Source organism: Dehalobacter sp. DCM (genome assembly GCF_024972775.1).
In the GTDB taxonomy this organism is placed as follows: domain Bacteria; phylum Bacillota; class Desulfitobacteriia; order Desulfitobacteriales; family Syntrophobotulaceae; genus Dehalobacter.
The window spans coordinates 163568-187443 of sequence record NZ_CP092282.1 but is presented as its reverse complement, the minus strand read 5'-3'; the positions used below and the strand labels follow the sequence as shown (position 1 = coordinate 187443).

General features: G+C 52.3%; 27 protein-coding genes and 2 pseudogenes. All 29 read left to right on the top strand.

Annotation, left to right across the window (positions count from 1 at the left end; genetic code table 11):
* Positions 1-75: 75 nt before the first annotated feature.
* The 29 genes and pseudogenes from LPY66_RS00950 to LPY66_RS00810 all read left to right on the top strand — a co-directional run bounded on the left by LPY66_RS00950 (position 76) and on the right by LPY66_RS00810 (position 23872).
* The gene (locus LPY66_RS00950) at positions 76-255 is read left to right on the top strand and encodes a hypothetical protein (protein WP_337986287.1); all 180 of its coding nucleotides are present in this window, start codon (positions 76-78) and stop codon (positions 253-255) included.
* On the top strand, positions 239-571 hold the full coding sequence (locus LPY66_RS00945) for a DNA ligase (protein WP_337986286.1): 333 nt from the start codon (positions 239-241) through the stop codon (positions 569-571). Before LPY66_RS00950 ends, LPY66_RS00945 begins: the two co-directional genes overlap by 17 nt.
* Positions 564-1682 carry a DUF2800 domain-containing protein gene (locus LPY66_RS00940; RefSeq protein ID WP_337986285.1) on the top strand — a complete coding sequence of 373 codons (1119 nt, stop codon included), beginning with the start codon at positions 564-566 and terminating at the stop codon, positions 1680-1682. Before LPY66_RS00945 ends, LPY66_RS00940 begins: the two co-directional genes overlap by 8 nt.
* A 16-nt stretch (positions 1683-1698) precedes the next feature.
* On the top strand, positions 1699-2277 hold the full coding sequence (locus tag LPY66_RS00935; protein ID WP_337986284.1) for a DUF2815 family protein: 579 nt from the start codon (positions 1699-1701) through the stop codon (positions 2275-2277).
* Entirely contained in the window at positions 2274-4214 is a 1941-nt protein-coding gene (locus LPY66_RS00930) for a DNA polymerase (protein ID WP_337986283.1), read from the top strand. The genes LPY66_RS00935 and LPY66_RS00930 overlap by 4 nt, the downstream gene beginning before the upstream one ends.
* A 79-nt stretch (positions 4215-4293) precedes the next feature.
* Entirely contained in the window at positions 4294-4503 is a 210-nt protein-coding gene (locus LPY66_RS00925) for a hypothetical protein (RefSeq protein WP_337986282.1), read from the top strand.
* Positions 4500-5168, top strand: a complete 669-nt coding sequence (locus LPY66_RS00920) for a Rha family transcriptional regulator (protein WP_337986281.1) — start codon at positions 4500-4502, stop codon at positions 5166-5168. The genes LPY66_RS00925 and LPY66_RS00920 overlap by 4 nt, the downstream gene beginning before the upstream one ends.
* Positions 5169-5181: 13 nt before the next feature.
* The gene (locus LPY66_RS00915) at positions 5182-5622 is read left to right on the top strand and encodes a DUF7768 domain-containing protein (RefSeq protein WP_337986280.1); all 441 of its coding nucleotides are present in this window, start codon (positions 5182-5184) and stop codon (positions 5620-5622) included.
* On the top strand, positions 5603-5932 hold the full coding sequence (locus tag LPY66_RS00910) for a hypothetical protein (protein ID WP_337986279.1): 330 nt from the start codon (positions 5603-5605) through the stop codon (positions 5930-5932). The genes LPY66_RS00915 and LPY66_RS00910 overlap by 20 nt, the downstream gene beginning before the upstream one ends.
* Complete coding sequence (locus LPY66_RS00905; RefSeq protein ID WP_337986278.1) at positions 5929-8358, top strand: virulence-associated E family protein; 2430 nt, start codon at positions 5929-5931, stop codon at positions 8356-8358. Before LPY66_RS00910 ends, LPY66_RS00905 begins: the two co-directional genes overlap by 4 nt.
* A gap of 192 nt (positions 8359-8550) precedes the next feature.
* On the top strand, positions 8551-8835 hold the full coding sequence (locus tag LPY66_RS00900) for a VRR-NUC domain-containing protein (RefSeq protein ID WP_337988167.1): 285 nt from the start codon (positions 8551-8553) through the stop codon (positions 8833-8835).
* Positions 8813-9298 carry an HNH endonuclease gene (locus LPY66_RS00895; protein WP_337986277.1) on the top strand — a complete coding sequence of 162 codons (486 nt, stop codon included), beginning with the start codon at positions 8813-8815 and terminating at the stop codon, positions 9296-9298. Before LPY66_RS00900 ends, LPY66_RS00895 begins: the two co-directional genes overlap by 23 nt.
* A pseudogene (locus LPY66_RS00890) lies at positions 9295-10642 on the top strand (SNF2-related protein). The gene LPY66_RS00895 and the pseudogene LPY66_RS00890 overlap by 4 nt, the downstream one beginning before the upstream one ends.
* Before the next feature lie 70 nt (positions 10643-10712).
* A complete protein-coding gene (locus LPY66_RS00885) occupies positions 10713-11147 on the top strand; it encodes a DUF1492 domain-containing protein (RefSeq protein ID WP_337986276.1) in 435 nt (144 codons plus the stop codon).
* A gap of 114 nt (positions 11148-11261) precedes the next feature.
* Positions 11262-11621, top strand: coding sequence for an HNH endonuclease (locus LPY66_RS00880; protein ID WP_337986275.1), 360 nt, complete (start codon positions 11262-11264; stop codon positions 11619-11621).
* A 113-nt stretch (positions 11622-11734) separates the two neighbouring features.
* Positions 11735-12268, top strand: coding sequence for a P27 family phage terminase small subunit (locus LPY66_RS00875; protein WP_337986274.1), 534 nt, complete (start codon positions 11735-11737; stop codon positions 12266-12268).
* Position 12269: 1 nt separating this feature from the next.
* Entirely contained in the window at positions 12270-13445 is a 1176-nt protein-coding gene (gene metK / locus LPY66_RS00870) for a methionine adenosyltransferase (RefSeq protein ID WP_337986273.1), read from the top strand.
* Positions 13426-14676: a site-specific DNA-methyltransferase gene (locus LPY66_RS00865; protein WP_337986272.1), complete on the top strand. Its 1251-nt coding sequence runs from the start codon at positions 13426-13428 to the stop codon at positions 14674-14676. The genes metK and LPY66_RS00865 overlap by 20 nt, the downstream gene beginning before the upstream one ends.
* Complete coding sequence (locus LPY66_RS00860) at positions 14666-16543, top strand: DNA cytosine methyltransferase (RefSeq protein ID WP_337986271.1); 1878 nt, start codon at positions 14666-14668, stop codon at positions 16541-16543. The genes LPY66_RS00865 and LPY66_RS00860 overlap by 11 nt, the downstream gene beginning before the upstream one ends.
* Before the next feature lie 140 nt (positions 16544-16683).
* Complete coding sequence (locus tag LPY66_RS00855) at positions 16684-17844, top strand: tyrosine-type recombinase/integrase (RefSeq protein ID WP_117415751.1); 1161 nt, start codon at positions 16684-16686, stop codon at positions 17842-17844.
* Positions 17841-19658: a site-specific integrase gene (locus LPY66_RS00850; protein WP_117415750.1), complete on the top strand. Its 1818-nt coding sequence runs from the start codon at positions 17841-17843 to the stop codon at positions 19656-19658. Before LPY66_RS00855 ends, LPY66_RS00850 begins: the two co-directional genes overlap by 4 nt.
* Positions 19648-21195: a site-specific integrase gene (locus LPY66_RS00845; RefSeq protein WP_117415749.1), complete on the top strand. Its 1548-nt coding sequence runs from the start codon at positions 19648-19650 to the stop codon at positions 21193-21195. The genes LPY66_RS00850 and LPY66_RS00845 overlap by 11 nt, the downstream gene beginning before the upstream one ends.
* Positions 21179-21607 carry a DUF6262 family protein gene (locus LPY66_RS00840; RefSeq protein ID WP_018213979.1) on the top strand — a complete coding sequence of 143 codons (429 nt, stop codon included), beginning with the start codon at positions 21179-21181 and terminating at the stop codon, positions 21605-21607. Before LPY66_RS00845 ends, LPY66_RS00840 begins: the two co-directional genes overlap by 17 nt.
* The gene (locus LPY66_RS00835) at positions 21604-21813 is read left to right on the top strand and encodes a hypothetical protein (protein ID WP_018213978.1); all 210 of its coding nucleotides are present in this window, start codon (positions 21604-21606) and stop codon (positions 21811-21813) included. The genes LPY66_RS00840 and LPY66_RS00835 overlap by 4 nt, the downstream gene beginning before the upstream one ends.
* A 156-nt stretch (positions 21814-21969) precedes the next feature.
* Complete coding sequence (locus LPY66_RS00830) at positions 21970-22272, top strand: hypothetical protein (RefSeq protein WP_337986270.1); 303 nt, start codon at positions 21970-21972, stop codon at positions 22270-22272.
* Positions 22273-22366: 94 nt separating this feature from the next.
* Positions 22367-23080 (top strand): virulence protein, encoded by a 714-nt coding sequence (locus LPY66_RS00825; protein WP_337986269.1) that lies wholly within the window; start codon positions 22367-22369, stop codon positions 23078-23080.
* Positions 23081-23311: pseudogene (locus tag LPY66_RS00820) on the top strand (DUF4314 domain-containing protein); the annotation flags it as partial.
* Positions 23294-23554, top strand: a complete 261-nt coding sequence (locus LPY66_RS00815; protein ID WP_443112510.1) for a DUF5049 domain-containing protein — start codon at positions 23294-23296, stop codon at positions 23552-23554. The pseudogene LPY66_RS00820 and the gene LPY66_RS00815, both read left to right, overlap by 18 nt.
* A 93-nt stretch (positions 23555-23647) precedes the next feature.
* Positions 23648-23872 (top strand): DUF7678 domain-containing protein, encoded by a 225-nt coding sequence (locus LPY66_RS00810; protein WP_337986268.1) that lies wholly within the window; start codon positions 23648-23650, stop codon positions 23870-23872.
* Positions 23873-23876 lie beyond the last annotated feature (4 nt).

Below are 23876 nucleotides of genomic sequence, written 5' to 3'. Positions count from 1 at the left end.
GTACTCAACCGACAGGCTTCTGTCCTTTGGATGGTGAGGGAGAAAAAATACAGCCCTCGGAATGGAGGTTTAAGAATGCAAAATCAGACGAACCAGAACGACACCCAGCCCCGAGACCATGAATTGGACGAGGAGCTGGCCGGCATCTTGACGGCGATCAGCGTGGTGTCAAAAAGACTGGCCAGGAAGCTCATGACGCTTTCCAGGCAAGAAGAAATTGCGAAAGGAGGAAAATCGGATGGGCAAGATGAGTGAACTAAATCTGTTGGTATCGGAACTTAAACATTGCGGTCAAGCCCTGATCGGCATTTCGGAGTCTTTGTCCGAAATGTTCACTGGCAACGATGCCCAAGAGCCTGTGGAAACTGCAATAGCGGAACAGGTAGTACCGGAAAGTAAGCCAATCGCTCTCGAGGAAGTCAGGGCCGTCCTTGCCGAGAAATCCCGGGCGGGGTTCACAGCTGAGGTCAGAACTCTGCTTGAAAAGCATGGCGCGGAAAAACTGTCGGAGATTGATCCTTCAAAATATCCTTCGCTCCTACAGGAAGCCGGGGTGCTTGGGAATGGGTAAACATGCGCTTCTGTCCGCCTCATCATCCCACAGGTGGCTCCATTGTCCGCCTTCGGCCAGGGTCTGCGAAAGCTATGAGGACAAAGGCAGCAACTATGCGGCCGAGGGTACGGACGCCCATACGCTCTGCGAGCACAAGCTGAAGACACTTCTCGGCATCCCCTCAAAAGACCCGACTGAGGACCTGACCTACTACAGCCAGGAAATGGAGAACTGCGCCGATGGTTATGCCGCCTACATCCTGGAGCTGGTTGAAACCGCAAAAAAGACCTGCTCCGATCCCTTGGTGCTCATTGAACAACGGCTTGATTTCTCAAGGTATGTCGAGGGCGGCTTTGGAACAGGCGACTGTGTGATCATTGCCGATGGAGTGCTTCACATATGCGATTTCAAATTTGGAGCCGGGATAATTGTAACTTCTGAAAATAATCCTCAGATGAAGCTCTACGCCCTTGGGGCCTTGGAGATATTTGACGGGATCTACGACATCGACTCGGTCTCCATGACAATCTACCAGCCCAGAAGAGACAACATCTCCACCCATACGGTCTTCAAGGAGTCTCTGTACCAGTGGGCTGAGGAAATTCTCAAACCGGCTGCGGAGCTTGCCTATGCGGGAGAAGGAAGCTTCCTTAGCGGCGAGTGGTGTCAGTTCTGCAAAGCCAAACATGAGTGCCGCGCAAGGGCCGAACAGAACATGGAACTGGCAAGGTTCGACTTCGAACTGCCGCCTCTGCTGACCGATCAGGAGGTCGAAATCATCCTCAGCAAAGTCGACGACTTGGTTTCCTGGGCTTCAGATATCAAGGAATACGCGCTTCAGGCTGCCGTCAGCGGAAAACAGTGGGACGGATGGAAGCTGGTCGAAGGCAGAGCCAACCGCAAGTACATCAACGAACAAGCAGTGGCTGAGGTTGTAAGCGCAGCCGGATACGACCCATATGAACAGAAAGTCCTTGGTCTCACCGCCATGACGTCTCTTCTTGGCAAGAAACGTTTTGAGGAGATCTTAGGCAGCTACATCGAAAAACCCCAGGGCAAACCAACGCTTGTGCCGGAGAGCGATAAAAGACTGGCAATCCATACAGCACAAAATGATTTCAACGAATAATTAGGAGGAAAATCTTATGTCCAATAATGCAAACAAAGTCAACAGCAACCCCATGAAGGTCATCACCGGTCCCGAAACGCGCTGGTCTTATGCCAACGTGTGGGAAGCAAAATCCATCAACGGCGGAACCCCCAAATTCTCTGTATCACTGATCATCCCCAAGACCGACACCCTGACTGTCTCAAAGATCAAAGCCGCCATTGAAGCCGCCTACCATGAGGGTGAAGCCAAGCTGAAAGGCAACGGAAAATCCGTGCCTCCGCTTGCAGCCATCAAAACACCCCTGCGCGATGGCGACATCGAAAGGCCGGATGATCCAGCCTATGCCAATGCCTACTTCATCAATGCCAACTCAGGTACCGCGCCTGGGATTGTGGATGCAGACCGCAACATCATCCTCAACCGTGCTGAAGTATACAGCGGAGTGTATGGCCGAGCCAGCATCAACTTCTACGCCTTCAACAGCAACGGTAATAAAGGCATCGCCTGCGGACTCAACAACCTGCAGAAGGTTCGCGACGGAGAACCCCTGGGAGGGAAATCGAGAGCTGAGGACGACTTCTCCAGCGATCTCGACGAGGACTTCCTGTCTTGAGGACGCTCAGCATCGACATTGAAAGCTATAGCAACGTAGACCTCGCCAAAAGCGGGGTCTACCGCTATGTCGAGTCCCCGGAGTTCGAGATCCTCCTCTTTGGTTATTCCATTGATGGAGGAGATGTCAGGGTCGTCGACCTGGCTGAAGGTGAATCGATACCGGCGGATATTATCAACGCCCTTGAAGATGAAACCATATTGAAGTGGGCCTTCAATGCGAATTTTGAGCGCATCTGCCTTTCAAGACACCTGGGCTTGCCAACAGGAAGGTATCTTGATCCAAAGCAATGGCGCTGCTCCATGGTCTGGTCGGCATTCATGGGACTGCCACTCTCGCTGGAGGGAGTCGGCGCAGTCTTGGTCCTTGAAAAACAAAAGCTGAAGGAAGGCAAGGACCTCATCCGATATTTCTGCCAACCCTGCAATCCAACCGCGACAAACGGCATGCGGACCCGTAACCTTCCGACCCATTCCCCTGAAAAGTGGTCAACCTTTAAGGAATACAACCTCAGGGATGTCGAGGCTGAACTCGCCATCCAGGAAAAACTCGAGAAGTTCCCTGTGCCTGATTCTGTCTGGGAGGAATACCTCCTGGACCAGGAGATCAATGACCGTGGAGTTGAGTTAGATGTGCCTTTCGTAAAAAACGCCATTCAAGCTGATCGGGAATCAAGATCTAAACTCGTCAGCCTGATGCAGGACCTGACGGAGCTGGACAATCCCAATTCGGTGGCCCAAATGAAGCAGTGGCTTTTCGATAATGGCTTGGAAACCGACACTCTGGGCAAGAAAGTAGTGGCTGAACTCCTAAAGACCGCTCCGGCTCCCCTTGGCGAAGTATTGGCGCTCCGTCAGCAGCTTGCGAAATCCTCCATCAAAAAATACCAGGCCATGGAGAATGCAGTCTGTAGTGATGGCCGTGCTCGGGGGATGTTCCAGTTCTATGGAGCAAACCGCACCGGCCGATGGGCGGGCAGGCTTATTCAGATGCAGAACCTGCCGCAGAACCATATGCCCGACCTGGAGGAAGCCCGAGGTTTGGTGAAGGACGGCAACTTTGAAGCACTGGAAATGCTCTACGATGCCGTGCCCGAAGTCCTGTCAGAACTGATTCGGACCGCCTTCATACCAAGGCCCGGCTGCAAGCTGGTCGTTGCGGACTTCTCCGCCATCGAGGCCCGTGTGATTGCCTGGCTTGCCGGAGAATCCTGGCGTCAGGAAGTATTTGCATCAGGCGGCGACATCTATTGCGCATCGGCTTCCCAGATGTTCCGGGTCCCCGTTGAGAAGCATGGCGTCAATTCCCATCTCAGACAAAAAGGAAAAATTGCCGAACTGGCCCTGGGCTACGGCGGATCGGTCGGTGCGCTGAAAGCCATGGGAGCGTTGGAAATGGGACTTACCGAGGAAGAACTTCAACCACTGGTCACTGCGTGGCGATCATCAAACCAGAACATCGTAAGGTTCTGGTGGGACGTGGACCGGGCGGCACTAAAGGCGGTCAGGGAAAAGACGGTCACGCAAACCCATGGGATCAGGTTCACCTACCAAAGCGGGATGCTCTTTATCACGCTTCCCTCGGGGAGACGCCTGACCTATGTCAAACCCCGTATCGGCGAGAACCAGTTCGGATCGGAATGCGTGACCTACGAAGGCGTCGGAAGCACGAAGAAATGGGAGCGGATCCAAAGTTACGGCCCCAAGTTTGTCGAGAACATCGTGCAAGCCACCAGCCGCGACATTCTCTGCTTTGCCATGAAGAACCTCAGGGACTGCAGCATCGTCATGCATGTCCATGACGAGGTGGTCATTGAAGCTGAAATGGACACTTCCATGGAAGCTATCTGCACCAAGATGGGGCTTACCCCACCCTGGGCGAAAGGGCTTCTGCTCCGGGCTGACGGCTATGAAACTGATTTTTATAAAAAAGATTAATGGATGGTACTCATGGAACCATCTTCTGTCCTTTGGATTATAGGAGGCAATGATGCCTTCAAGATGGGAGGTCATAGAAATGTTCTACGTTAAAGAAAAACTCAGTGAAGCGGCTGAGGTCATGGTGGAGATCCATGACTATAATGTCTACTGCACCTGCCCCGGTTGCGGGTGTGAAGTCCAGGTCGACCTGGGTGAACTGCTCGGCGACGGCGAGGGCGACCTTTACGGCACATCAGTATATTGCACGGACTGCAGCAGGGAAAGATTGGAGGGATTATTGAGATGAAAGAACTGATACCAAAAGACAACTACGGAGTTTTCGCAGACACCAACGACACCGCCAGGGTCGACAGCCTATATATCGCCGAGTTCTTTGAGAAAGAACACTTCCACGTTTTGCGGGACATCGCGAAAATCACTGACTCCAGATCTGGATTGAGTGATGAGTTCACTGAATCCAATTTTGAGCTGACCTACTACAAGGATAAGACCGGCAGAAAGCTTCCTTGCTACATGATGACGCGGGATGGCTTCACCATGCTGGTTATGGGATACACCGGCCAAAAGGCTATGCGATTCAAGGAACTCTACATCAGACGTTTCAACGAAATGGAGAAGTTCATCAAGACGCTGGTCACAGCCCGTAAGGACTTCCCTCTGCTCACCGAAAATATCAAGCTCCTTCACGACAACCCGAAGCCTTACCATTTCAGCAACGAGTGCGACATGATCAACCGGATCGTCACCGGGATGTCGGCAAAACAGTTCAGGCAAGCCCATGGTCTTGAAAAAGGCACCAGCATCCGCCCTTACCTTTCAGATGACCAGATCCAGATGATCGAGATCCTCCAAAAGGTGGACATCGGGCTCCTCCTGGCTGTACCCGACTATGAGCAGCGCAAGCGTCACCTTGAATGGTACAAGATGAAGCTCCAGAAGAAAATCGCATAGCGGGGTCGGGACGATGAGCATAAGCAAATTCAACTCCGAAGGCTACTACGACCCCACCGCCTATGAAGCCCTGACGGCGGTCGAACAATCAGAGAAAGCCAGGAACACCTTCCGCCCGATGGTATATATCTGTTCCCCTTATTCCGGGGACATCGAGTCAAATACCCTGGCGGCCAGACGCTACAGCAGATTTGCGGCAGATAGGGGCTATATCCCTATCGCGCCGCACTTGCTGTTCACCCAATTCCTCGATGACAGCCTGCCTGCTGAGCGGGAGCTGGGCCTGTTCTTTGGCAATGTACTGATGTCAAAATGCGCTGAAGTCTGGGTGTTCGGAACCTATGTCTCCTGCGGCATGGAAGCCGAGATCGACAGGGCCAAGCGCAGGAACTACACCATCCGATACTTCAACACGAATTGCGAGGAGGCCCAAAATGTACGAGATCAAAAGTAAACAGAGAATGGTCAATGGCAAGAAAATAGAAACCTGGCAGCGAGAGGTTATCAGCGCAAACATGCTGGAAGTCGAAGCTGGAACCAACGGTTATCAGGGCGGGGACTCCGGCCACGGATCGAGGACCTATATCCGCATCGCTGACCTGGGCGGCACCGACATCGATGTTAAGGCCATCCCCAACCGCTGGGGCGGCTGCGACGGGTTTGAAGTCGCGCTTGGCGGCGACTGCGAGCTGGAAACCTTCATCGAAGCCCTGAAGTTTGCCGTCTCCGTATTGGAGGACCAGGCTAAGGAGGACTCTCGATGAAGATATCCTACGGCAACAGCCGGCTTGATAAGAAATGGAAGAACAATGAAATCTCCTGGGATGACTTCTGCACCAGGGTCAGCACCACCATCAGGACAACCGAAACCGTCCAGGAATACCGCAAGCTCAAAAAGGGTCAGCAGGACGACATCAAGGATGTGGGCGGCTATGTTGCCGGACATCTCCGGGAAGGCAGGCGCAAGAAGGGCTTCGTCCTTTGCCGTTCCATGGTCCTGCTCGACATGGACTACGGTACCCCGGACATCTGGGACGAACTGACCATGCTCCATGATTTTACATGCTGCGCATACTCCACCCACAAGCATACCCCGGAGCATCCCCGCATCCGTCTGGCAATACCATTGGCCCGGGAAATCTCTGAAGCGGAATATCCTGCAGTTGCCAGGATGGTGGCCAAGGAAATCGGGATCGACCTTTTCGACGACACGACCTACGAGCCGCACCGCCTGATGTACTGGCCGTCAACCTCATCAAACGGAGAGTTCTTCTACAAAAGACATGACGGCAAGGTCCTCAATCCTGACGACTACCTGTCCCGATACGACAACTGGCAGGACGAGTCCACCTGGCCGCGCTCCAGCAGGCAGTCGGAAGTGATCCACACAGCGGCAGCCCAGGCTGCAGACCCGCTCACAAAACCGGGCATCATCGGCGCCTTCAATCGGGCGTACAGCGTCGAGGAGGCCATCGATACCTTCCTCTCGGACATCTACGGACCCTCCGCCATGAACGGGAGGTATGACTACATCCCTGCAGACAGCAGCGCCGGCGTGGTGATCTACGATGGCAAATTTGCATACAGCCACCATGCCACAGACCCTGCCTGCGGGAAACTGATGAACGCCTTCGACCTGGTCAGGTTCCATAAGTACCGCGACCAGGATAAAAACTATCCGGAGGAAACGCCTGTCACCAAGCTCCCGTCCTACAAGTCCATGACGGAACTTGCTGTATCCGACGAACGGGTGAAGCTCCTTCTGGCCGATGAACGCAAAGCCCAGGCATCCTCGGATTTCACAGAAGTGAATTCCGATTGGGAGAAAAACCTGGAATATGAGCCGCGATCCACGGTCCTCAAGAACAATCTGGGCAACCTGCTCCTGATCCTAAAAAACGACTCCAAGCTGCAAGGGATCAGATACAACCGCCTGGCCAACCAGATCTACGGAGACCCAGGCCTTCCGTGGTCAAGACCGCACCAGTCCTGGCGAGACGCAGATACGGCCCAGCTGGTGGCTTACGTGGATAGGACATACAGAACCTTCTCATCCAGAAATTACGAGCTTGCGATAACGAAGGTTGCTGACGACCGGGCCTTCCATCCCATTAAGGAATACCTGGACTGCCTTCCCCCATGGGATGGCGTTTGCCGGGTCGACACGCTGCTCATCGAATATTTCGGAGCCGACGACACCAAATACACCAGGACCGTCACCAGAAAGACTCTGGTGGCGGCGGTCGCCCGTATCTATCATCCGGGCGTCAAGTACGACTCCATGCTGGTGCTTAACGGTCAGACGGACCTTGGCAAGTCCACCTTCTTCGCAAGGCTCGCCGGTGAGTGGTTCTCTGACAGCCTGAACTTTACGGATATGGGCAAAGGCAAAGATGCAGCCGAGAAGATCCAGGGCGTGTGGATCGTTGAGATCCCGGAGCTTGCCGGTCTGTCCAAGATGGACGTCAACAACATCAAGGGATTTCTTTCAAGGCAGGACGACCAGTACCGGCCTTCCTACGGCAGGTCCGTTGAGAGTCATCCCCGCCAGTGCATCCTGGTCGGCTCGACCAATGCCGAAAGCGCAGGCTTCCTTCGTGACACCACGGGCAACCGAAGGTTCTGGGTGGTCCGCGTCCACGGCTCCACAAAGAAGGGTTGGGATCTGCCGGAAACGGATGTACCCCAGATCTGGGCTGAAGCCAAATACTACTGGACCCAAGGCGAGAAACTCTATCTGGACGGCGAAGCCGCCGAGCAAGCTAAAGCCGAACAGACTGCCGCCCTTGAGACCGACGAACGGGAAGGCGTCGTGAAGGACTTCCTGGACATGCTCCTGCCTGAGAACTGGTACGACATGGATCTCTATAGCAGGAAAAACTACTTCTCATCCGACGACCCTCTCCAGGCTCCAGGCACTGTGCTTCGCGAGTATGTCAGCAACATGGAGATCTGGTGCGAGTGCTTCGGGAACGACCGGGGCAAATTCGAACGCCAGGCGGACAGCTACAAGATCAAGCTCATCATGCAAAAAATCGGCGGCTGGGTGTACTCCGGCCAGAAGAAGAAAATCAAGGGCTACGGCGCCCAGTATGTGTGGCTGAGAGTCAACGATGGGCAGTCCAAGGAAGAAGTGATCACGGAGACCTTCCCACTGGTAGCCACGAGACGTCAGGAATCCACATCTTAGAACCGCTTAGAACCCTTGAATATCAATGCTTTTTCCATGAGTTCCATAATTCCTAAATATATAAAGAAATATGGATATAGGGAGAGAGCTATCACGGACACCTGCATACACGCGCGTATAGGCTATAAGGATTCCGTGGAACTTCTTGGAACCTGGAACTTTGGAACTCATGAAAAGGCGGAAAGGAATGGCATGAGAGAAAAAATTATCGAAGCAAAACTCATAAAGAAAGTGAAAACCATGGGCGGGCTTGCCTTGAAACTGAATATCCCAGGATTCGATGGGATGCCCGACCGGCTGGTCCTGTTACCCCATGGAAAGCTCGCCTTCATTGAACTGAAGGCTCCAGGAAAAGAGCTGCGCCCATTGCAGGAAAAGCGGAAAAGGCAACTGGAAGCGTTAGGCTTTCCGGTGTTCTGCATTGACGAGCCTGGTCAGATCGGAGGAATCATTAATGAAATTACATGTGGCCTGTGACTGGTGCGGCATCGTATTTGAAAAATATGAGAGTAAAATCACCAGGCATAACTTTTGCAGCAGAGACTGCCTGAGGAAATTTAGCAGCAAGAAATTCAACCCTGCTTCCTACAACCAGTTAAAGGACTACACCAATATCGGCCGACATCTTTCTGAACTGAATAAAGGCATGAACTCTTCAAGGATGACACCAGATATCCGTCTCAAATTAAGGGAGGCAAGGCTTGGCACAGGTTCAGGAAAAACATACAAGAAGTTTTTAGGAGTCCATGAGCACCGGACCATAGCTGAAAAAATTCTGGGAAGGCCTCTTAAACAAGGAGAAGTCGTACACCACATTGACGGAAACTTCTTGAACAATTCTGAGGACAACCTGCGAATATTTGAATCACAGTCGGAGCATGCAAGGTTCCATCTTGAGTTAAGAGATGTATTAGAAAGATTGGGGGTGATTAAAAAATGAAGTTCATACCACATAGGTATCAAGAAGTAGCGCTTGAATTTATCAAGTCGCATGAAATGTCCGCCCTGCTGTTGGATATGGGCTTGGGTTGACAAAACCGTGATAACCCTGACGGCAGTTGCAGATTTACTATTTGACTGCTTTCTGATCCGAAAGGTACTGGTCATCGCCCCGCTGCGTGTCGCACGTGACACCTGGCCTTCGGAAATCGAAAAGTGGGATCATCTGAAAGGCCTGACCTACACCGTAGCCATCGGAAATGAGACTGAACGCAGAGCCGCATTGATGCAGGCTGCGGATATCTACCTGATCAACCGGGAAAATGTGGACTGGCTCGTCAACAAGAGCCGGCTCCCTTTTGACTATGACATGGTGGTTATCGACGAGCTGTCGTCCTTCAAGGCTCACGGGTCAAAAAGGTTCAAAGCCCTGCGGAGGGTGCGGCCCAAGGTGAAACGGATCGTCGGGCTGACGGGAACTCCATCGGGCAACGGACTGATGGACCTGTGGGCGGAAATTGGGATCCTTGACCTGGGTCAGCGGCTCGGAAGGTTCATCTCACATTACAGGAACAACTTCTTCACCCCGGACAAGCGCAACCAGCAGATCGTATTCAGCTACAAGCCCCTTCCGGGAGCGGAGGATGAAATCTACCGGCTGATATCGGACATCACCATCAGCATGAAAAGCACGGACTATCTCAAAATGCCGGAATACATCATCAACGAGATCCCCGTACACCTTTCCGAAAAAGAGCGCAAATCCTATGAGACCATGAAGCGTGACCTGGTCCTCTCCCTTGAAGGACAGGAAATCGATGCTGGAAGCGCCGCCACCTTGTCCAACAAGCTGCTTCAGATGGCAAACGGAGCAGTGTATTCCGATGACGGATCGGTTGTCCAGCTCCACGACCAAAAGCTCGATGCCCTTGAAGACCTTATCGAAGCCGCCAACGGGAAACCCGTTCTTATCGCCTACTGGTACAAGCATGACTTGGAGCGGATCCGGAAGCGGTTTCCCGTAACGAAGCTGGATACCGCAGAATCGATCAAAGCCTGGAACAATGGCGAGATACCTGTCGCCATCATCCACCCCGCTTCTGCCGGACATGGGCTGAACCTTCAAAGCGGCGGCTCAACCCTGGTATGGTTTGGCTTGACTTGGAGCCTGGAGCTGTACCAGCAGACCAACGCAAGGCTATGGAGACAAGGCCAGGAATCTGACACCGTGGTCATCCATCATCTCGTGGCGCAGGACACCATCGACGAACGGGTCATGAAATCCCTCAAGGACAAAGACCATAACCAGTCCGCACTGATCGATGCCGTGAAAGCGAATTTGTAAATCAAAGACAATCCAAGGAGTCAAAAGCTGCCAATCCGAGTGACCTTAATCTTTGAATCGGAGGTAGCCTATGAATAAGAAAATAACAGCGGTGAAGGATTACCTGTCCCAAGCCTACAGAATAGACCAGAGGATCAACAGCAAGATCGAGCAGGTCTCATCCCTCCATGACCTGGCGACCAAAGCGACTTCCACCCTGAGTGATGTCCCGCCCAGCGGTGCCAGGAACTTTCACCGCATGGAGGATATCATCTGCAAGATCATGGACCTTGAATCGGACATCAACAACGACATCGACAACCTGGTGGATCTCAAGCGTGAGATTGTCGAACTCATCAAATCCGTCTCCAATCCCGAGTACCAGACCATCCTGGAGCTGCGCTACCTGTGTTTCAAGACATGGGAGCAGATTGCCGTGAACATGTGTTACAGCATCCACCACCTTTATAAGATGCACAACGCAGCCCTGGAGTTTTGTGCCGGTCTTATGGATCAGGATACCTAAAGACATAGAATGATACCTCGTCCTTATGAGATGATTAGGATAGCACAAAAATAAAGTTGAGAGCCTTCGTCGGGACACCGCGAGGGCTTTTTCTATGCCCAAAGGAGGTGTTCCATGCCGAGGAAACCAAAGCGACCCTGCTCACATCCCGGTTGTCCGGAGCTGACCGACTCGAGGTTTTGTGAGAAGCATACCCGTCAGGAGGCGGCCCGCTACGAGAAGTACGACCGGGATCCCCACTCCAAAAAGCGGTACGGCCGTGCCTGGAAACGCATACGGGATCGCTACATCGAAGCCCATCCACTCTGCGAGGAGTGCATGAAGCAGGGTCGGATGACTCAGGCAACGGAGGTGCATCACATCCTTCCCCTTGCACGGGGAGGAACCCATGACGAATCCAACCTCATGGCCCTCTGCACCCCTTGCCACTCTGCCATTACCGCTCGCGACGGGGACCGTTGGCACGACCGGTAGGGGGGATCGAATCTCTACAACCCTCTGCCCGGGGAACGGGCGTGGGGCGTCGTGTGAATTATTCCGTAAGTTTTGGGGGTATTAACCCCCTTTCTTTGACTGGAGGTGAATAGATGGGAAAAAGAGGTCCGCAGCCTGGTGCAGGCGGAAGGCCGCGCAAGGCTCTGGCGGACAAGATACTGGACGGCAACTCCAAGAAGCTTCAAATCGTACCCCTGCCCGACGGGGATTCGGAATCAGGCTCGGAAATGCCAAAACCCGCAGATTGGCTGTCGGCAACCCAGAAGAACGGTCATCCGCTGATTGCCAATGAAATCTACACGGACACCTGGGGGTGGCTCGGAAAGCACAAGTGCAGCCACCTGGTCCCCAAACAGCAGATCGAACAATACGCCATGAGCGCGGCAAGGTGGATCCAATGCGAGCAGGCAATCTCCGAATACGGACTGCTGGCAAAGCACCCTACGACTGGCGCTCCGATTGCTTCCCCTTACGTCAGCATGGCTCAGTCCTTCTCAAAACAGACCTACAGCTTATGGTCGCAGATCTTCGCCATCGTGCGAGAGAACAGCCTGACTGACTGCTCGAACTTTACTCCACAAGACGATTTAATGGAGCGGCTTTTGACCGCCCGGAAAGGAAAATGATATGGAAACTAAATTCTTAACAGCAGAAAGCGTATGCGCGGGCCACCCGGACAAGCTCTGCGACCTAATCGCCGACAGCGTCCTCGATGCATGCCTACGCAAAGACCGCGCTTCCAGGGTTGCCTGCGAGGTCATGGCCACCAAGGGAAAGATTATCGTGGCGGGCGAAATCACCTGTAGCGGTAAGGTCGATATCAAGAGGATCGTACGCTACACCTTGCAGGAGGTGGGCTACGACCCTAAAAAATTCCGCATCATGGTTTTGGTCCACAAACAGAGCCAGGACATCGCCGATGGTGTGGACAATCCCCTGGAATCGAGGAATGGCGACAACTCCTGGTACAGCACCCTGGGTGCGGGCGATCAGGGGACCATGTATGGTTACGCCACCGATGAGACCAGGGACATGCTGCCCCTCCCGGTCGTTCTGGCGAATAAGATCACCAAGCGAATCGACGAGACAAGAAATGACGGACTCATCAAAGGGATCAAACCCGACGGCAAAGCTCAGGTCACCATTGAGTATCAGGACGGGAAACCAGCCAGAGTGAAAACCATCATCGTCTCCGTGCAGCATGATGCATCAAAGTCCCTGGATGAACTGGCCAAGGACATCTACAGCCATGTCCTCTGGAAGTGTTTTGAGGACTTCCCCTTTGATGATGAGACCGAAATTCTGATCAATCCGTCAGGACGGTTTGTTGAAGGCGGCCCTGCTGCTGATACGGGACTTACCGGCAGAAAGCTTATGGTCGACACTTACGGCGGACTTGCCGCACATGGCGGCGGCGCCTTCTGCGGGAAAGACCCGACCAAGGTCGACCGCTCTGCCGCTTACATGGGCAGGAACATCGCAAAGCACATCGTATGGTGCGGCTTTGCGAAAAGATGCCAGATCAACATCGCCTATGCCATCGGGAAGGCGGATCCGGTATCCGTTGAGGTTGAAACCTTCGGGACAGGCAATGTTCCCGATGAGGCACTTCGAAAAGCCGTTCTGGATGTCTGGTGCCTCCGCCCGGCAGCCATCATCGAGCTTCTGAACCTCCGATTCCCCAGGTATTCGGAGACGGCTGTCTACGGCCATTTTTCATCCTGCCTGTACCCCTGGGAGAACGTCGGCAAATATACGGAACTGAAGGAGGCGGTGAAAAAGCATGAGCAAGACAACCAGTGACATGAAACTGGTTCCTATCCAGGAACTGGTGCCCTATGTGAATAACGCGAGGACCCACTCTCCCGCTCAGATCACCAAGCTCCGCTCGAGCCTTCGGGAGTTCGGCTTCGTCAACCCCATCATCGTGGACAGGGACTTCAGTGTGATTGCAGGTCACGGCCGACTCATCGCCGCCAAGGAAGAAGGCTTCACTGAAGTCCCTTGCGTCTTTGTCGACCACCTGACCGAGGCTCAGAAGAAAGCCTATATTATCGCCGACAACCGCTATGCGGAAGATGCCGGGTGGGATGAGGAACTCCTGCGACTCGAGATCGAAAGCCTTCAGGGCATGGAGTTTGATGTCGGACTGCTGGGTTTTGAGCCGGCCGAACTCAACAAACTCATGACCGATGAGGATGGGATTAAGGAGGATGACTTCGATGTCGATGCCGAGCTTCAAAAGCCAGCCATCACCAAACCCGGAGACGTCTGGCTCCTTGGCAGGCACAGACTGGTCTGCGGTGACAGCACGAAACCCGCAATCTACAAAACACTGATGGACGGCAAGAACGCCAACCTAGTGGTCACGGACCCGCCGTACAACGTCAACTACGAAGGATCCGCGGGCAAGATCAAAAACGACAATATGGGCAATGAAGCGTTCTACTCCTTCCTCTTCGATGCATTCAAGAACATCGAGGAGGCAATGGCGCAGGACGCTTCCATTTATGTGTTCCATGCCGACACCGAGGGGCTAAATTTCAGAAAGGCGTTCACAGATGCGGGCTTCTACCTCTCGGGTACCTGTATCTGGAAAAAGCAGAGCCTGGTCTTAGGCCGCTCGCCCTACCAGTGGCAGCATGAACCGGTGCTCTTCGGCTGGAAGAAGAAAGGCAAGCACATGTGGTATTCCGACCGGAAGCAGTCGACCATCTGGGAATACGATAAGCCTCGAAAGAACGGTGATCATCCGACGATGAAGCCGGTAGGCCTGTTATCTTATCCCATCATTAATTCCAGCATGTCCGGCTGCATTGTCCTGGATCCATTCGGCGGATCCGGTTCGACGCTGATGGCCTGTGAGCAGACCGATCGGGTGTGTCACACCATTGAGCTCGATGAGAAATTCTGCGATGTCATTGTGAAACGCTATATTGAGCAGGTTGGAACAGCGGACGGAGTAATACTGCAAAGGGGATGGGATACATTCAAGTACAGCGATATCCCCAAGGAGGCTTCAGATGGAGAATAAACTGACTCTGGGGAGTCTCTTCGATGGCAGCGGAGGCTTTCCCCTGGGCGGGATCCTAAACGGAATTACACCAGTTTGGGCAAGTGAAATCGAACCATTTCCCATTCGGGTGACATCAAAGCGAATCCCTGCCATGAATCACCTGGGTAATATCTGCGACATCAACGGCGCCGATATCGAGCCGGTGGACATCATCACTTTCGGATCCCCCTGCACCGACATGTCGGTAGCCGGACGAAGGGCAGGACTTGACGGAAAACAGTCCGTCCTTTTTTATGAGGCGATCCGCATCACTAAGGAAATGAGGTGCAAGACCAATGGAGCATATCCAAGATTCATCGTCTGGGAAAACGTCCCGGGCGCATTCTCTTCAAACAAAGGCGAAGACTTCAGGGCAGTCCTCGAAGCGATCATCGGCATCGCCCGGCCGGAGACCGAGGTGCCTGCGCCTGAAAAAGGCAGATGGCCCTACGCAGACTGCTATGTGGGAGACGGATGGAGTGTTGCTTACCGAACTGTCGACGCTCAATACTTCGGAGTCCCCCAACGGCGCCGTCGCATCTACCTTGTCGCAGATTTTGGAAGCGAACGTGCCGCAGAAATTCTATTTGAGTGCGAAAGCCTGTCAAGGGATTTTAAGGCGGGCATCGACCCGCGGCAAGGAGCTTCCCCCGATGCTCCGGCAAGCCCTGGAGCATCAGGCATCGTGCTGAACGACCAGGGCGGCTCTTCCATCGGGTGCAGCCATGACACGGCGGCTACCTTGAGGGCTGAGTCGCACGGACATCCGCCCTGCGTCTTGCAGTCGAGCGGATTCTGCACAGAGCACAGCGCAAAGAGCCGTGGCGTCGGCTACGAAGAAGAAAAAAGCCCTACAATCAGGGCTGGGGTTGTCCCCGGAACTGTCATCTCCTTTGAACCGGGAGCCTCTTCCCGTGTCGGCGGGCATTGCCTGGAAGGCCGGTGCGGAACCCTTAGGGCTGCCATGGGCGACAACCAGATGGCTGTGGCGATCGAGAACCACCCAACAGACAGCAGGGTCAGGATCGATGAAAGCGGGACAGTCCAGACATTGACATCACGAATGGGGACCGGCGGAATGAACGTCCCCCTGGTCATGGGTGAGCGGCTTCACGGTCTTCCGGTTACTGAGAACCTCGCCCAGACCCTTATGGGTACAGACTACAAAGGCGTACAGTGCGTGTGCGAACCGACCCCGAAGACCCTGAAGATCCGCTCGGGCTGCGAGGGCGGCGGCAAAGGCACACTAATCCAGGAGGACATGTCAGCCACGCTCGGCTGCAACAACGACCAGACCCTCTTCGTCCCGACCGTGTTTGGCATCTGTTCTGACAAAAGCAATGCCATGCTGTCGGAGAACCCTTGCAGCGGCATCTACCTGGCCGAGACATCAAGGACCATCGATAAGCACGGCGGCAACCCATCCTGCAACCAGGGCGGCATGGCAGTCGTGTCACTGCAGGGCAGCATTATCGGCAGGGACGATTCAAACGGTCCGCAGGGCGGCGGGATCAATGAGGGAGTGAGTTTCACCCTGAACACCATCGACCGCCATGCAGTCGCTTACGGGTTGGACAGGGCATCCTTCAACCAGGGAAAGAATGCGCAGTACAATTTTTCTGTTGAAGAGGAGCAAGCTCAGACCATCGTGGCAAAAGGTCCGGGAGCGGTCGCCCAGCCTGCATCCTTCTACCCGCAGATGAAAGCCGAAAGCCAGTGCTACCGTGAGGATGGGACATCAAACACCCTGATCAACGGTACAAACCCCGGCTATCAGAATGGGGTTGTTGAAACGGAGTATGCCGTCAGAAGGCTTACCCCCACCGAGTGCGCAAGGTTTATTTAGGAACTATACACGGTAGTTAATTACACGATAGAAAGACGATGTAAAGCCATGTTACTACAGCCTTCTATAAGCGTGTTACAATATCTGTACCTGTAGGGTACTCTGCAGGAATTTTATTGTACATCGTATAGGAGGTTCGTATGGAAAAAGAACAACGAGTTTTCAAGGTGATGCGCGCACTGATGCCAGCACCGTCAGGTGGTGAAAGGGAACTATGGCTGATCACAAGGCACGGCATCCCGTTTTACCAGATCAATGAATGGCTGGACTTGAAGAGCATTCGAAAGATCAGCACCGGAAAGGAGTACGCACACAAGCTTTGTGTATATCTTAACTTTCTGCATGGGCAGGGAATATCGTTTGAGGATGCCGTAACAGATGATGTTATGGCATTTTTAATGCGGCTTATGGGTAGGAGCTATGAGGACGGAGGCGTTATTCGGCTGCGGGCCCCATTGTCATACAGCACCCTCAGCAAGTATGTCACTGTCATCACCGAATTCTACAAATGGCTCGAACAGACCGGTATGCATCATGTTGAGTTTCAGACAATGGACAATGCGAAGAGGGCCCAAAAATCGTTTCTCTATGGCCAGATCAGTTCTTATGAGTACAAATACATTATTGACCGACACATGTTAAGGCTGACCGCGAAACGGGAGTACATCAAATGGTATACGGATGATGAAGTGGTGACCATCTGCTCCTGTTTTCTGACATTACGCGATCTGGCTATATTTTTGGTCACGCTGGAAGGCTTCAGGATAGACGAAGTACTAAGCATGCAGCTTGAAGATTATGATTCTCAAGCTGGCCGTATCAGTCCGAGCCGGTCAAAAGGTAAACCGGACGCATCTTCGGGAGATTTCAAGCACCGCACTGTCTTTCTTCCGCAATCAACACGTGATGTGCTGGACCGCTATCTTTTGACAGAGAGGTCCCAGGCGGAAACACAATCCGGCCTGCTCAGTCAGACTATCTTTATCAATCTGAAAGCCGGGTGCAGCCAGGGTACTCCCCTTGCATACCGCAATTACTGGGAGATTTTGAAAAAGTGTGCGGCACGGGCGGGTCTTGACAGCAAAAAAATCCGTACCCACAGCGGACGCAGCACGAAAGTCATGCAATTTCTGGAGCATCAGGCGGCGCATCCGGAGAACAACATTTCCGATGCGATGATTTCGGAGCACTTTGGCTGGAAGAGCCTGGATTCTATCGAGCCATACCGCAATTACAACAATCCGATTATCGCCAAGGCGGTGTTTGATAAGCTTCAAAAGGCAAAGGAGGGGCAAAGATGAACTCCTCATTTACAGCATTGGAAGAATCACTGTGCTCTAGAAGCAGCCTACAGCCGGTACTGGATTCTGTCGGAGTATCGGAAATGATCCGGGCTATGGAAAATGCCCCGCCAAATTTGCTCACGGCATACTTTCAGGAGAAAGCAGCAGAATTTACTGTCAGGCGCGAGAACGTTACGAGTTTTAAGCTGCTCCAGGCCGCATTTACAGACAAAAAGCAGGCAAGCAGGTTTTATGGGACACCCATCGCTGATGTAGTTAAAACAATTGCTGACATCGAGTTTGAGAAGCAAAAATCACTTTTCAGGAGGGAAAACCGCCAACAATTGAGTGTCCATAACGATATATGGCAGCTGTTTTATCTAACCGGACCCAATTTGAGGAGCAACAGCTACGATTTCAGCAAGATCCATTGCGTCTCGCTGCGCTTGGAACTGAAATACTTTATGCTGTGGTACCTTCAAGGCCGTAGCGACTATCGGACCCCGGTTCTTGCTGCAGTAATCAAGGGAGTCAATTTCCTCAGCAGCAATAACCCAGGCATCCACTATTTCGCGGATATATCCGATGTGGATGCCCGTCAACTCTACAACTATCTGGAAAACGACTGCTTATCCAAGCACGGCGGCAGACTGTCCGTCAAGTCCGTTGCCAACACCATGCGTGCCTGCGGCCAAATCATAGACTACCTTTGCGGAGACATGCGTGATCCGAGCCTCCGGACACCGATACCGACGGGGAATCCATTTGCAAAGTACCGCTTTTTCAATCTGGACAACATGTCCAGAAATACTGAGATAATCCCCGACCCAGTAGCGGCGGCGATTGAAAAGCATAGTCACGAGTTAAGCGATACACACCGGGTTCTATACAGCATTTTTATCAATACCGGGCTGAGATTGTCGGAAGTCGTACTGCTGAAAGAGGACTGTCTGGCACCATCACGTTTTGAGGGGCTGATGCTCCTGCGCTATGTGCCGCACAAAACATTAAGCGCCCGGCGCAAGCGCGGCATCGGCGATACCTGTGAAATGCTGATCCCTGCTTTTCTGTCAAGAGAAATCACCCGTCAGATTAAGAGAACCCAAAGCCTGCGGGAGGAATATGGTGAGCCGTATATCTTCATTGTGAAAAATGGGAGCCAGCGTCCTTCGCTTCCCTGCGGTGACGGGTTTTGCGATGCGGTAAACAGGCTGATTGCGAAGCACTGCATTACTGATGAAAATGACCACCTCTGGAAGCTGACCACAAGGCAGTTCCGAAAAACCATTGCCGTCATGCTGGTCGAAAGCGGAGCATCCATGACGGAGCTTGCCTACTGGCTGAGCCATCTCTCACGCAAAACCTCAATGAAGTATTACGCCGAGGTTCGAAAGAAGCGGCTTGCTGAAATGAACACTTCCTTTTTTAGAGAAAAATTTGATCTTCTGCTTAACAACGAGCAGCTTGATCAATTCAGCGAAGAACAGCGGCGGCTCTTGTTTGTGGACTTCCGCCTTGAACAGCGCAGGGTTGAATTGGGATTCTGTATGCGCGTTTTTGCCGATGGAGAATGCCGGGAGCGCAGCCGTACGCTAAGCTGTGTAAACTGCAAAAATCTTTGTACAGGCAAACCGTATCTACAGTACTGGATAGCCCTGCGGGATTCCCAGCGCAAGCTCGTGGACGGGCTTGTTGAGTCCTACCGGGAGATGGGGATTGCGGATTACCAGTCATACCGGCAGTATCAGCAGGAAAAAGCGCTGCTTGATTCCTACTCGGATACCGTGACAAAAATCGAGGCAGCTTTTGGAGGTGGTTTGTATGCCAAGTAATGCTGCGGTGCAGGAAAACTTTCAGGAAGATCGTAAAGTGGAATACCGCGCCTTTGTTGCCAGTATTTCAGGCAGCGATTGCTTTGGTGACGACATATGGCACTGCGACAGGCTCAAAAAGCATCCGGCTGACAGATCCTGTGTGCTCCACTTTGTGAATGTCCCGGAACAATTTAAGGAAGCAGCCAAATACTTCATTGTGCTGAAACTGCTTGGAGGCATGCGAGTATCATCAGCCCGGCAGCACGTGATCCGGCTGATATGGTTCCTGCAGTTTCTAGAATTGCAGGGTGAAGAAGATGCTCTGTATTGTTGCACGCCGTCCTTTGTCGCTGGATTTAAAGCATATCTGGATGGGAATTGTACAAAGGAACAGGTAAAAAACGGCATATGGCAAGTCATCAAGAACTTTTTTGATGTCATGCAGGGATGGGAAGGCCGGAAGCTATACAATCATTTCGCCGGAAACCCATTCGTTCAGCCTTTACACTATGACGAAAAGCTGATTCCTCCTTTTGTTGAACGCCAGCTTGACCGGTTATTTCTAATGCCGGAAATACAGCTTCATATTCGGGTCGCGTATTGGATTATGAGGCTTTTTCCCACGCGGGTCAGCGAGGTCTGCGCAATGGAGCCGGACTGCGTCAAGCAGTTTGACGGGCATTTTATTCTGTTCCTCCCCTCATGGAAGCAAAACGGCGGCTACAACCTGGCAGAGATGCGCAGCCTCCACATTGAGTATGAGGGGATTGGGAAATATCTGATAGACCTTTTACATGAGCAGCAGGAAGCGCAGCGTGCCCTATCGCCTTATCTGCCGGAAAATCAGCGGGGACTGCTGCTGGCCTACAAGAAAGCCTGGTACAGATACGGAAAATGGGCCGAAACAGTTGTCCGGAAGCACAATGTCCTGACAGCTACCCCTAACCATATCAACGTGTTCTTCAAACGATACTGCGAAATGTATGATGTCCGTGATGAAAACGGAACCCTATATGTTCTGAAAAGCCACATGCTCAGACACAACGGCATTACAGACCGGCTGGCAGAAGGCTTTACCATAGAGCAGATCGCCCACATGACAGGCCACAAGAACGACCAGATGATTCTCAAATCATACAACCATCTCGACCTGCGTCCGGAGGTTCTTACGGAAAAGCAGAGGCTTGTTTTGGGGGAGTCTGACGAGTCATCTCCGGTTATGTTTCATGGGAGAATCCTGAGCATGAACCCGCAGACGGAGGCCAGGCTGCTGGAAAACCTGCGTGCCCACAGGGTGCGCGGCGGCATATGCAGTGATATTACCGGATGTAAATGCGATATGCAGGCTTGCTTGAACTGCCGCTATTTTATTCCTGAAATCGAGCAGATTCCGTTCTTTGAGGAACAGGCCGAAGCCTGGCGCATAAAAGCGGTGCGGTTCAAAGCCTTTCCTATCATTCAAAAAAATGCCGCTGCAAATGCTGTTCTATATCAGGAGGTTGTAAACAAAATGAAAACATATCTGGAGGTAACTGGCGATGAGAAAAATTCCTGATTCCCTGCTCAATCTACAGCAAAAGCAGCGTGAACAAACGATATCCGCTGTTAAAAGCACGATACAGGAGCTGAAGGCGGAAGGGTGTCCGGTTACCATAAAACGCTTATGCGAACGGACGGGGCTTTCACGTTCGGTATTCAGCAAGCCGCACGTGAAAGCCTTGATGGATGAGGAACTCTTCCATATCCCTGCAAAGACTGTATCCGAAGGGACGCTGGAGAGTCAATATGCGAAGCTACTCCTGCAATTGGAGAAATCCAAGCGCCGGGAAAGCGATCTTAAGTCTGCAAATATTCAATTGCGTGAAACTGTACAGGAATTGCGTTCTGAATGTGAGCTGCTGCGGGGGGAACTTCATTCCCTTATGCAGCGTGGAATGCGGCTTCAAGGAGGGGGTGAGCGAAAATGATATTGAACAGGAAAAAGCTGAGGGCTTGGGAAAAATCCGCGCACATTTTGTTTACCAAAGAGCAGGAGGCTATTATTCTTGAACGGTTTGGCACCGAACCGGGAGATGGGCATGAATGGTCTGAGCAGGATATTGCTGAGCAGATTAGAAAAATTGTGCGCGACAATCCGGCACCACCGCCAAAACTGCCTGATTTTCTGAAATGACATTTCCATATCTCCGCAGCATTGAATACAGCATATGGCCTCGGCCTGTGCTGTATTTTTTATCACCAAACATCACAAAACGGTTTTTCGACCAATATTTTTTGAATCGTGTATGTACACGATTCAAAGCCATGATAATCAGGAGGCGATTCTATCGTGTACACCACAAAAACTAAACAAAATGAAAGGCTCCAGGGATTCCCTGACGACTGGTGCCACGGTCTTGAGAGCATTTCCCCCTCGGAAGATGAAATCTCACAGTGGGAGGAGATCTTTGAAACCTACAGGAAAGCCATCGGCAAAAGCGCAAAACCCAAGAGCAGAAAGCTGGTGGCGAAGTGGCTCAAAGCACCTTACTCCGACGCTGCGGAATATAAAATGTGGGGCAACGGCGTCGCGCTCCCTTGTGTCTGCTACGTTTTGGCAGGCATCCGGCAGCTCGTAAAAAATCAAAACTAATCTGATTTACAGCTTTATTTGGCCACATTTCTCTTGCTATCACAGCCTTTTAGAGTGATATATGTGATACCAAGAAAACAAGGAGGTCAATGCAATGAAAATCAACTACGAAGTCTCAGGGACAGAGCGCAAGCGACTGGTTCAGGCCATCAGCGAAATCACGGAAACAAAGCCAAAATACCTGGGCGTCCCATCCTGCGCCTACCAGGTGGGCGACTACAAAGTCGGCAAGAACGGCGAACTTACATTCAATGAGCAAGTAACTGCGGACAATCTGGAGCTGCTTGTCGAGAGACTGGCCGAACAGGGCTTTGAAGCCGAAATCACAAAGCCCGCTCAGGCAGAGAAACCTTTCGAAGAAGACAAAGGATCCGCACCGCCTGAGGATGAAATCGGAGGGCTTGTGATCGAACTCCCTCGCGAATCTTTCACAGACACGAACCTCGAGAACCTGAAAAAGCTTATCGAAAGCAAGGACTCGCTGATCAGGAACGCCCTTGGGGTCAAGGAACTTCCGCTTGAAATCACAGAAGATAAAGTAAGCTTCCCCTGGTTCAGCTTCCCGGTGACCGCCGAAGAGATCAAAGCCTACTCCGCTTTCATCACCTCCCTTGCCAAACTGGCTAAGGAACAGAAACGGGTCACAGCAAAGCCCAAGGAAGTCGAAAACGAAAAATATGCCTTCCGCTGCTTCCTCCTAAGGCTTGGATTCATCGGGGACGAGTACAAACAAGAACGCAAGATCCTGCTTTCCAAGCTGACAGGAAGCTCAGCCTTTAAGACATCGGATGCAACGGAGGTGGAGTAAATGAAAAGCATGAGACCAGACCTTTTGAAACATATCAAGGATACTTACAAACCGGGAACCCGAGTCCGACTCGGCTGGATGAATGATCCTTACACCAAATTAAGACCTGGTGAGATGGGAACGGTGAGCACGGTCGATGATATTGGAACCATACACGTTAACTGGGATTGCGGATCCACCCTCGGGTTGGTTTTCGGAGAAGACAACTTCTCGGTGGTCAAACCCTTTGACCCGCCCACAGAATCCTACGAGGAGCGGATCATTCGCCAGATACTAGCCATTCGAGAGTCCGGTGAGACCAACATGTTTGATATCCACAGGGTGCAGCAAATAGCAGAGGTCAGTGGTTACGATGAACTCCTTGCCTTCACCCGAGACTGCAAAAGCCAATATGCGCACTTCATCCTCACCGGTGAGATGCTGCCCTGGGAATTGGATGAGGATACCTACTGGCCAACGGACACGGAGTTCTAAAAAGATTTTGATAATAAACAGAATTAGCTTGCTATAAAATGCCGTTAGAGTGATATATGTAATAACAAAACTACACTAACGGAGGAACGAATTATGTGGACAGAAGGAACCATCAAAACCCCAACGAGCTTAGTCAGATACTGGGTCAAATACTTTGAGGAAGGATCCGAGTTTGGGATTGAGGGCGGGCGGATTTCAAAACTGATGATCAGGCGCGAGGACGAAACCATCGCCAGCTACGAGCGCGGCTGGGATGTGGAACCAAAGGATGAAGACGCCCAGATTGCTTTCCAGATCCTGATGAGCAAATTCAACTAACCAA

Excerpts from the sequence above, each read along its gene's own strand:
- LPY66_RS00860 (WP_337986271.1), top strand. The coding sequence starts at position 14,666 with ATGGAGAATAAACTGACTCTGGGGAGTCTCTTCGATGGCAGCGGAGGC.
- LPY66_RS00935 (WP_337986284.1), top strand. The coding sequence starts at position 1,699 with ATGTCCAATAATGCAAACAAAGTCAACAGCAACCCCATGAAGGTCATC.
- LPY66_RS00925 (WP_337986282.1), top strand. The coding sequence starts at position 4,294 with ATGTTCTACGTTAAAGAAAAACTCAGTGAAGCGGCTGAGGTCATGGTG.
- LPY66_RS00810 (WP_337986268.1), top strand. The coding sequence starts at position 23,648 with ATGTGGACAGAAGGAACCATCAAAACCCCAACGAGCTTAGTCAGATAC.
- LPY66_RS00875 (WP_337986274.1), top strand. The coding sequence starts at position 11,735 with ATGGGAAAAAGAGGTCCGCAGCCTGGTGCAGGCGGAAGGCCGCGCAAG.
- LPY66_RS00895 (WP_337986277.1), top strand. The coding sequence starts at position 8,813 with ATGAAATTACATGTGGCCTGTGACTGGTGCGGCATCGTATTTGAAAAA.
- LPY66_RS00950 (WP_337986287.1), top strand. The coding sequence starts at position 76 with ATGCAAAATCAGACGAACCAGAACGACACCCAGCCCCGAGACCATGAA.
- LPY66_RS00880 (WP_337986275.1), top strand. The coding sequence starts at position 11,262 with ATGCCGAGGAAACCAAAGCGACCCTGCTCACATCCCGGTTGTCCGGAG.
- LPY66_RS00835 (WP_018213978.1), top strand. The coding sequence starts at position 21,604 with ATGATATTGAACAGGAAAAAGCTGAGGGCTTGGGAAAAATCCGCGCAC.
- LPY66_RS00910 (WP_337986279.1), top strand. The coding sequence starts at position 5,603 with ATGTACGAGATCAAAAGTAAACAGAGAATGGTCAATGGCAAGAAAATA.
- LPY66_RS00920 (WP_337986281.1), top strand. The coding sequence starts at position 4,500 with ATGAAAGAACTGATACCAAAAGACAACTACGGAGTTTTCGCAGACACC.
- LPY66_RS00945 (WP_337986286.1), top strand. The coding sequence starts at position 239 with ATGGGCAAGATGAGTGAACTAAATCTGTTGGTATCGGAACTTAAACAT.
- LPY66_RS00940 (WP_337986285.1), top strand. The coding sequence starts at position 564 with ATGGGTAAACATGCGCTTCTGTCCGCCTCATCATCCCACAGGTGGCTC.
- LPY66_RS00845 (WP_117415749.1), top strand. The coding sequence starts at position 19,648 with ATGCCAAGTAATGCTGCGGTGCAGGAAAACTTTCAGGAAGATCGTAAA.
- LPY66_RS00885 (WP_337986276.1), top strand. The coding sequence starts at position 10,713 with ATGAATAAGAAAATAACAGCGGTGAAGGATTACCTGTCCCAAGCCTAC.
- LPY66_RS00840 (WP_018213979.1), top strand. The coding sequence starts at position 21,179 with ATGAGAAAAATTCCTGATTCCCTGCTCAATCTACAGCAAAAGCAGCGT.
- LPY66_RS00915 (WP_337986280.1), top strand. The coding sequence starts at position 5,182 with ATGAGCATAAGCAAATTCAACTCCGAAGGCTACTACGACCCCACCGCC.
- LPY66_RS00855 (WP_117415751.1), top strand. The coding sequence starts at position 16,684 with ATGGAAAAAGAACAACGAGTTTTCAAGGTGATGCGCGCACTGATGCCA.
- LPY66_RS00905 (WP_337986278.1), top strand. The coding sequence starts at position 5,929 with ATGAAGATATCCTACGGCAACAGCCGGCTTGATAAGAAATGGAAGAAC.
- LPY66_RS00900 (WP_337988167.1), top strand. The coding sequence starts at position 8,551 with ATGAGAGAAAAAATTATCGAAGCAAAACTCATAAAGAAAGTGAAAACC.
- metK (WP_337986273.1), top strand. The coding sequence starts at position 12,270 with ATGGAAACTAAATTCTTAACAGCAGAAAGCGTATGCGCGGGCCACCCG.
- LPY66_RS00865 (WP_337986272.1), top strand. The coding sequence starts at position 13,426 with ATGAGCAAGACAACCAGTGACATGAAACTGGTTCCTATCCAGGAACTG.
- LPY66_RS00825 (WP_337986269.1), top strand. The coding sequence starts at position 22,367 with ATGAAAATCAACTACGAAGTCTCAGGGACAGAGCGCAAGCGACTGGTT.
- LPY66_RS00850 (WP_117415750.1), top strand. The coding sequence starts at position 17,841 with ATGAACTCCTCATTTACAGCATTGGAAGAATCACTGTGCTCTAGAAGC.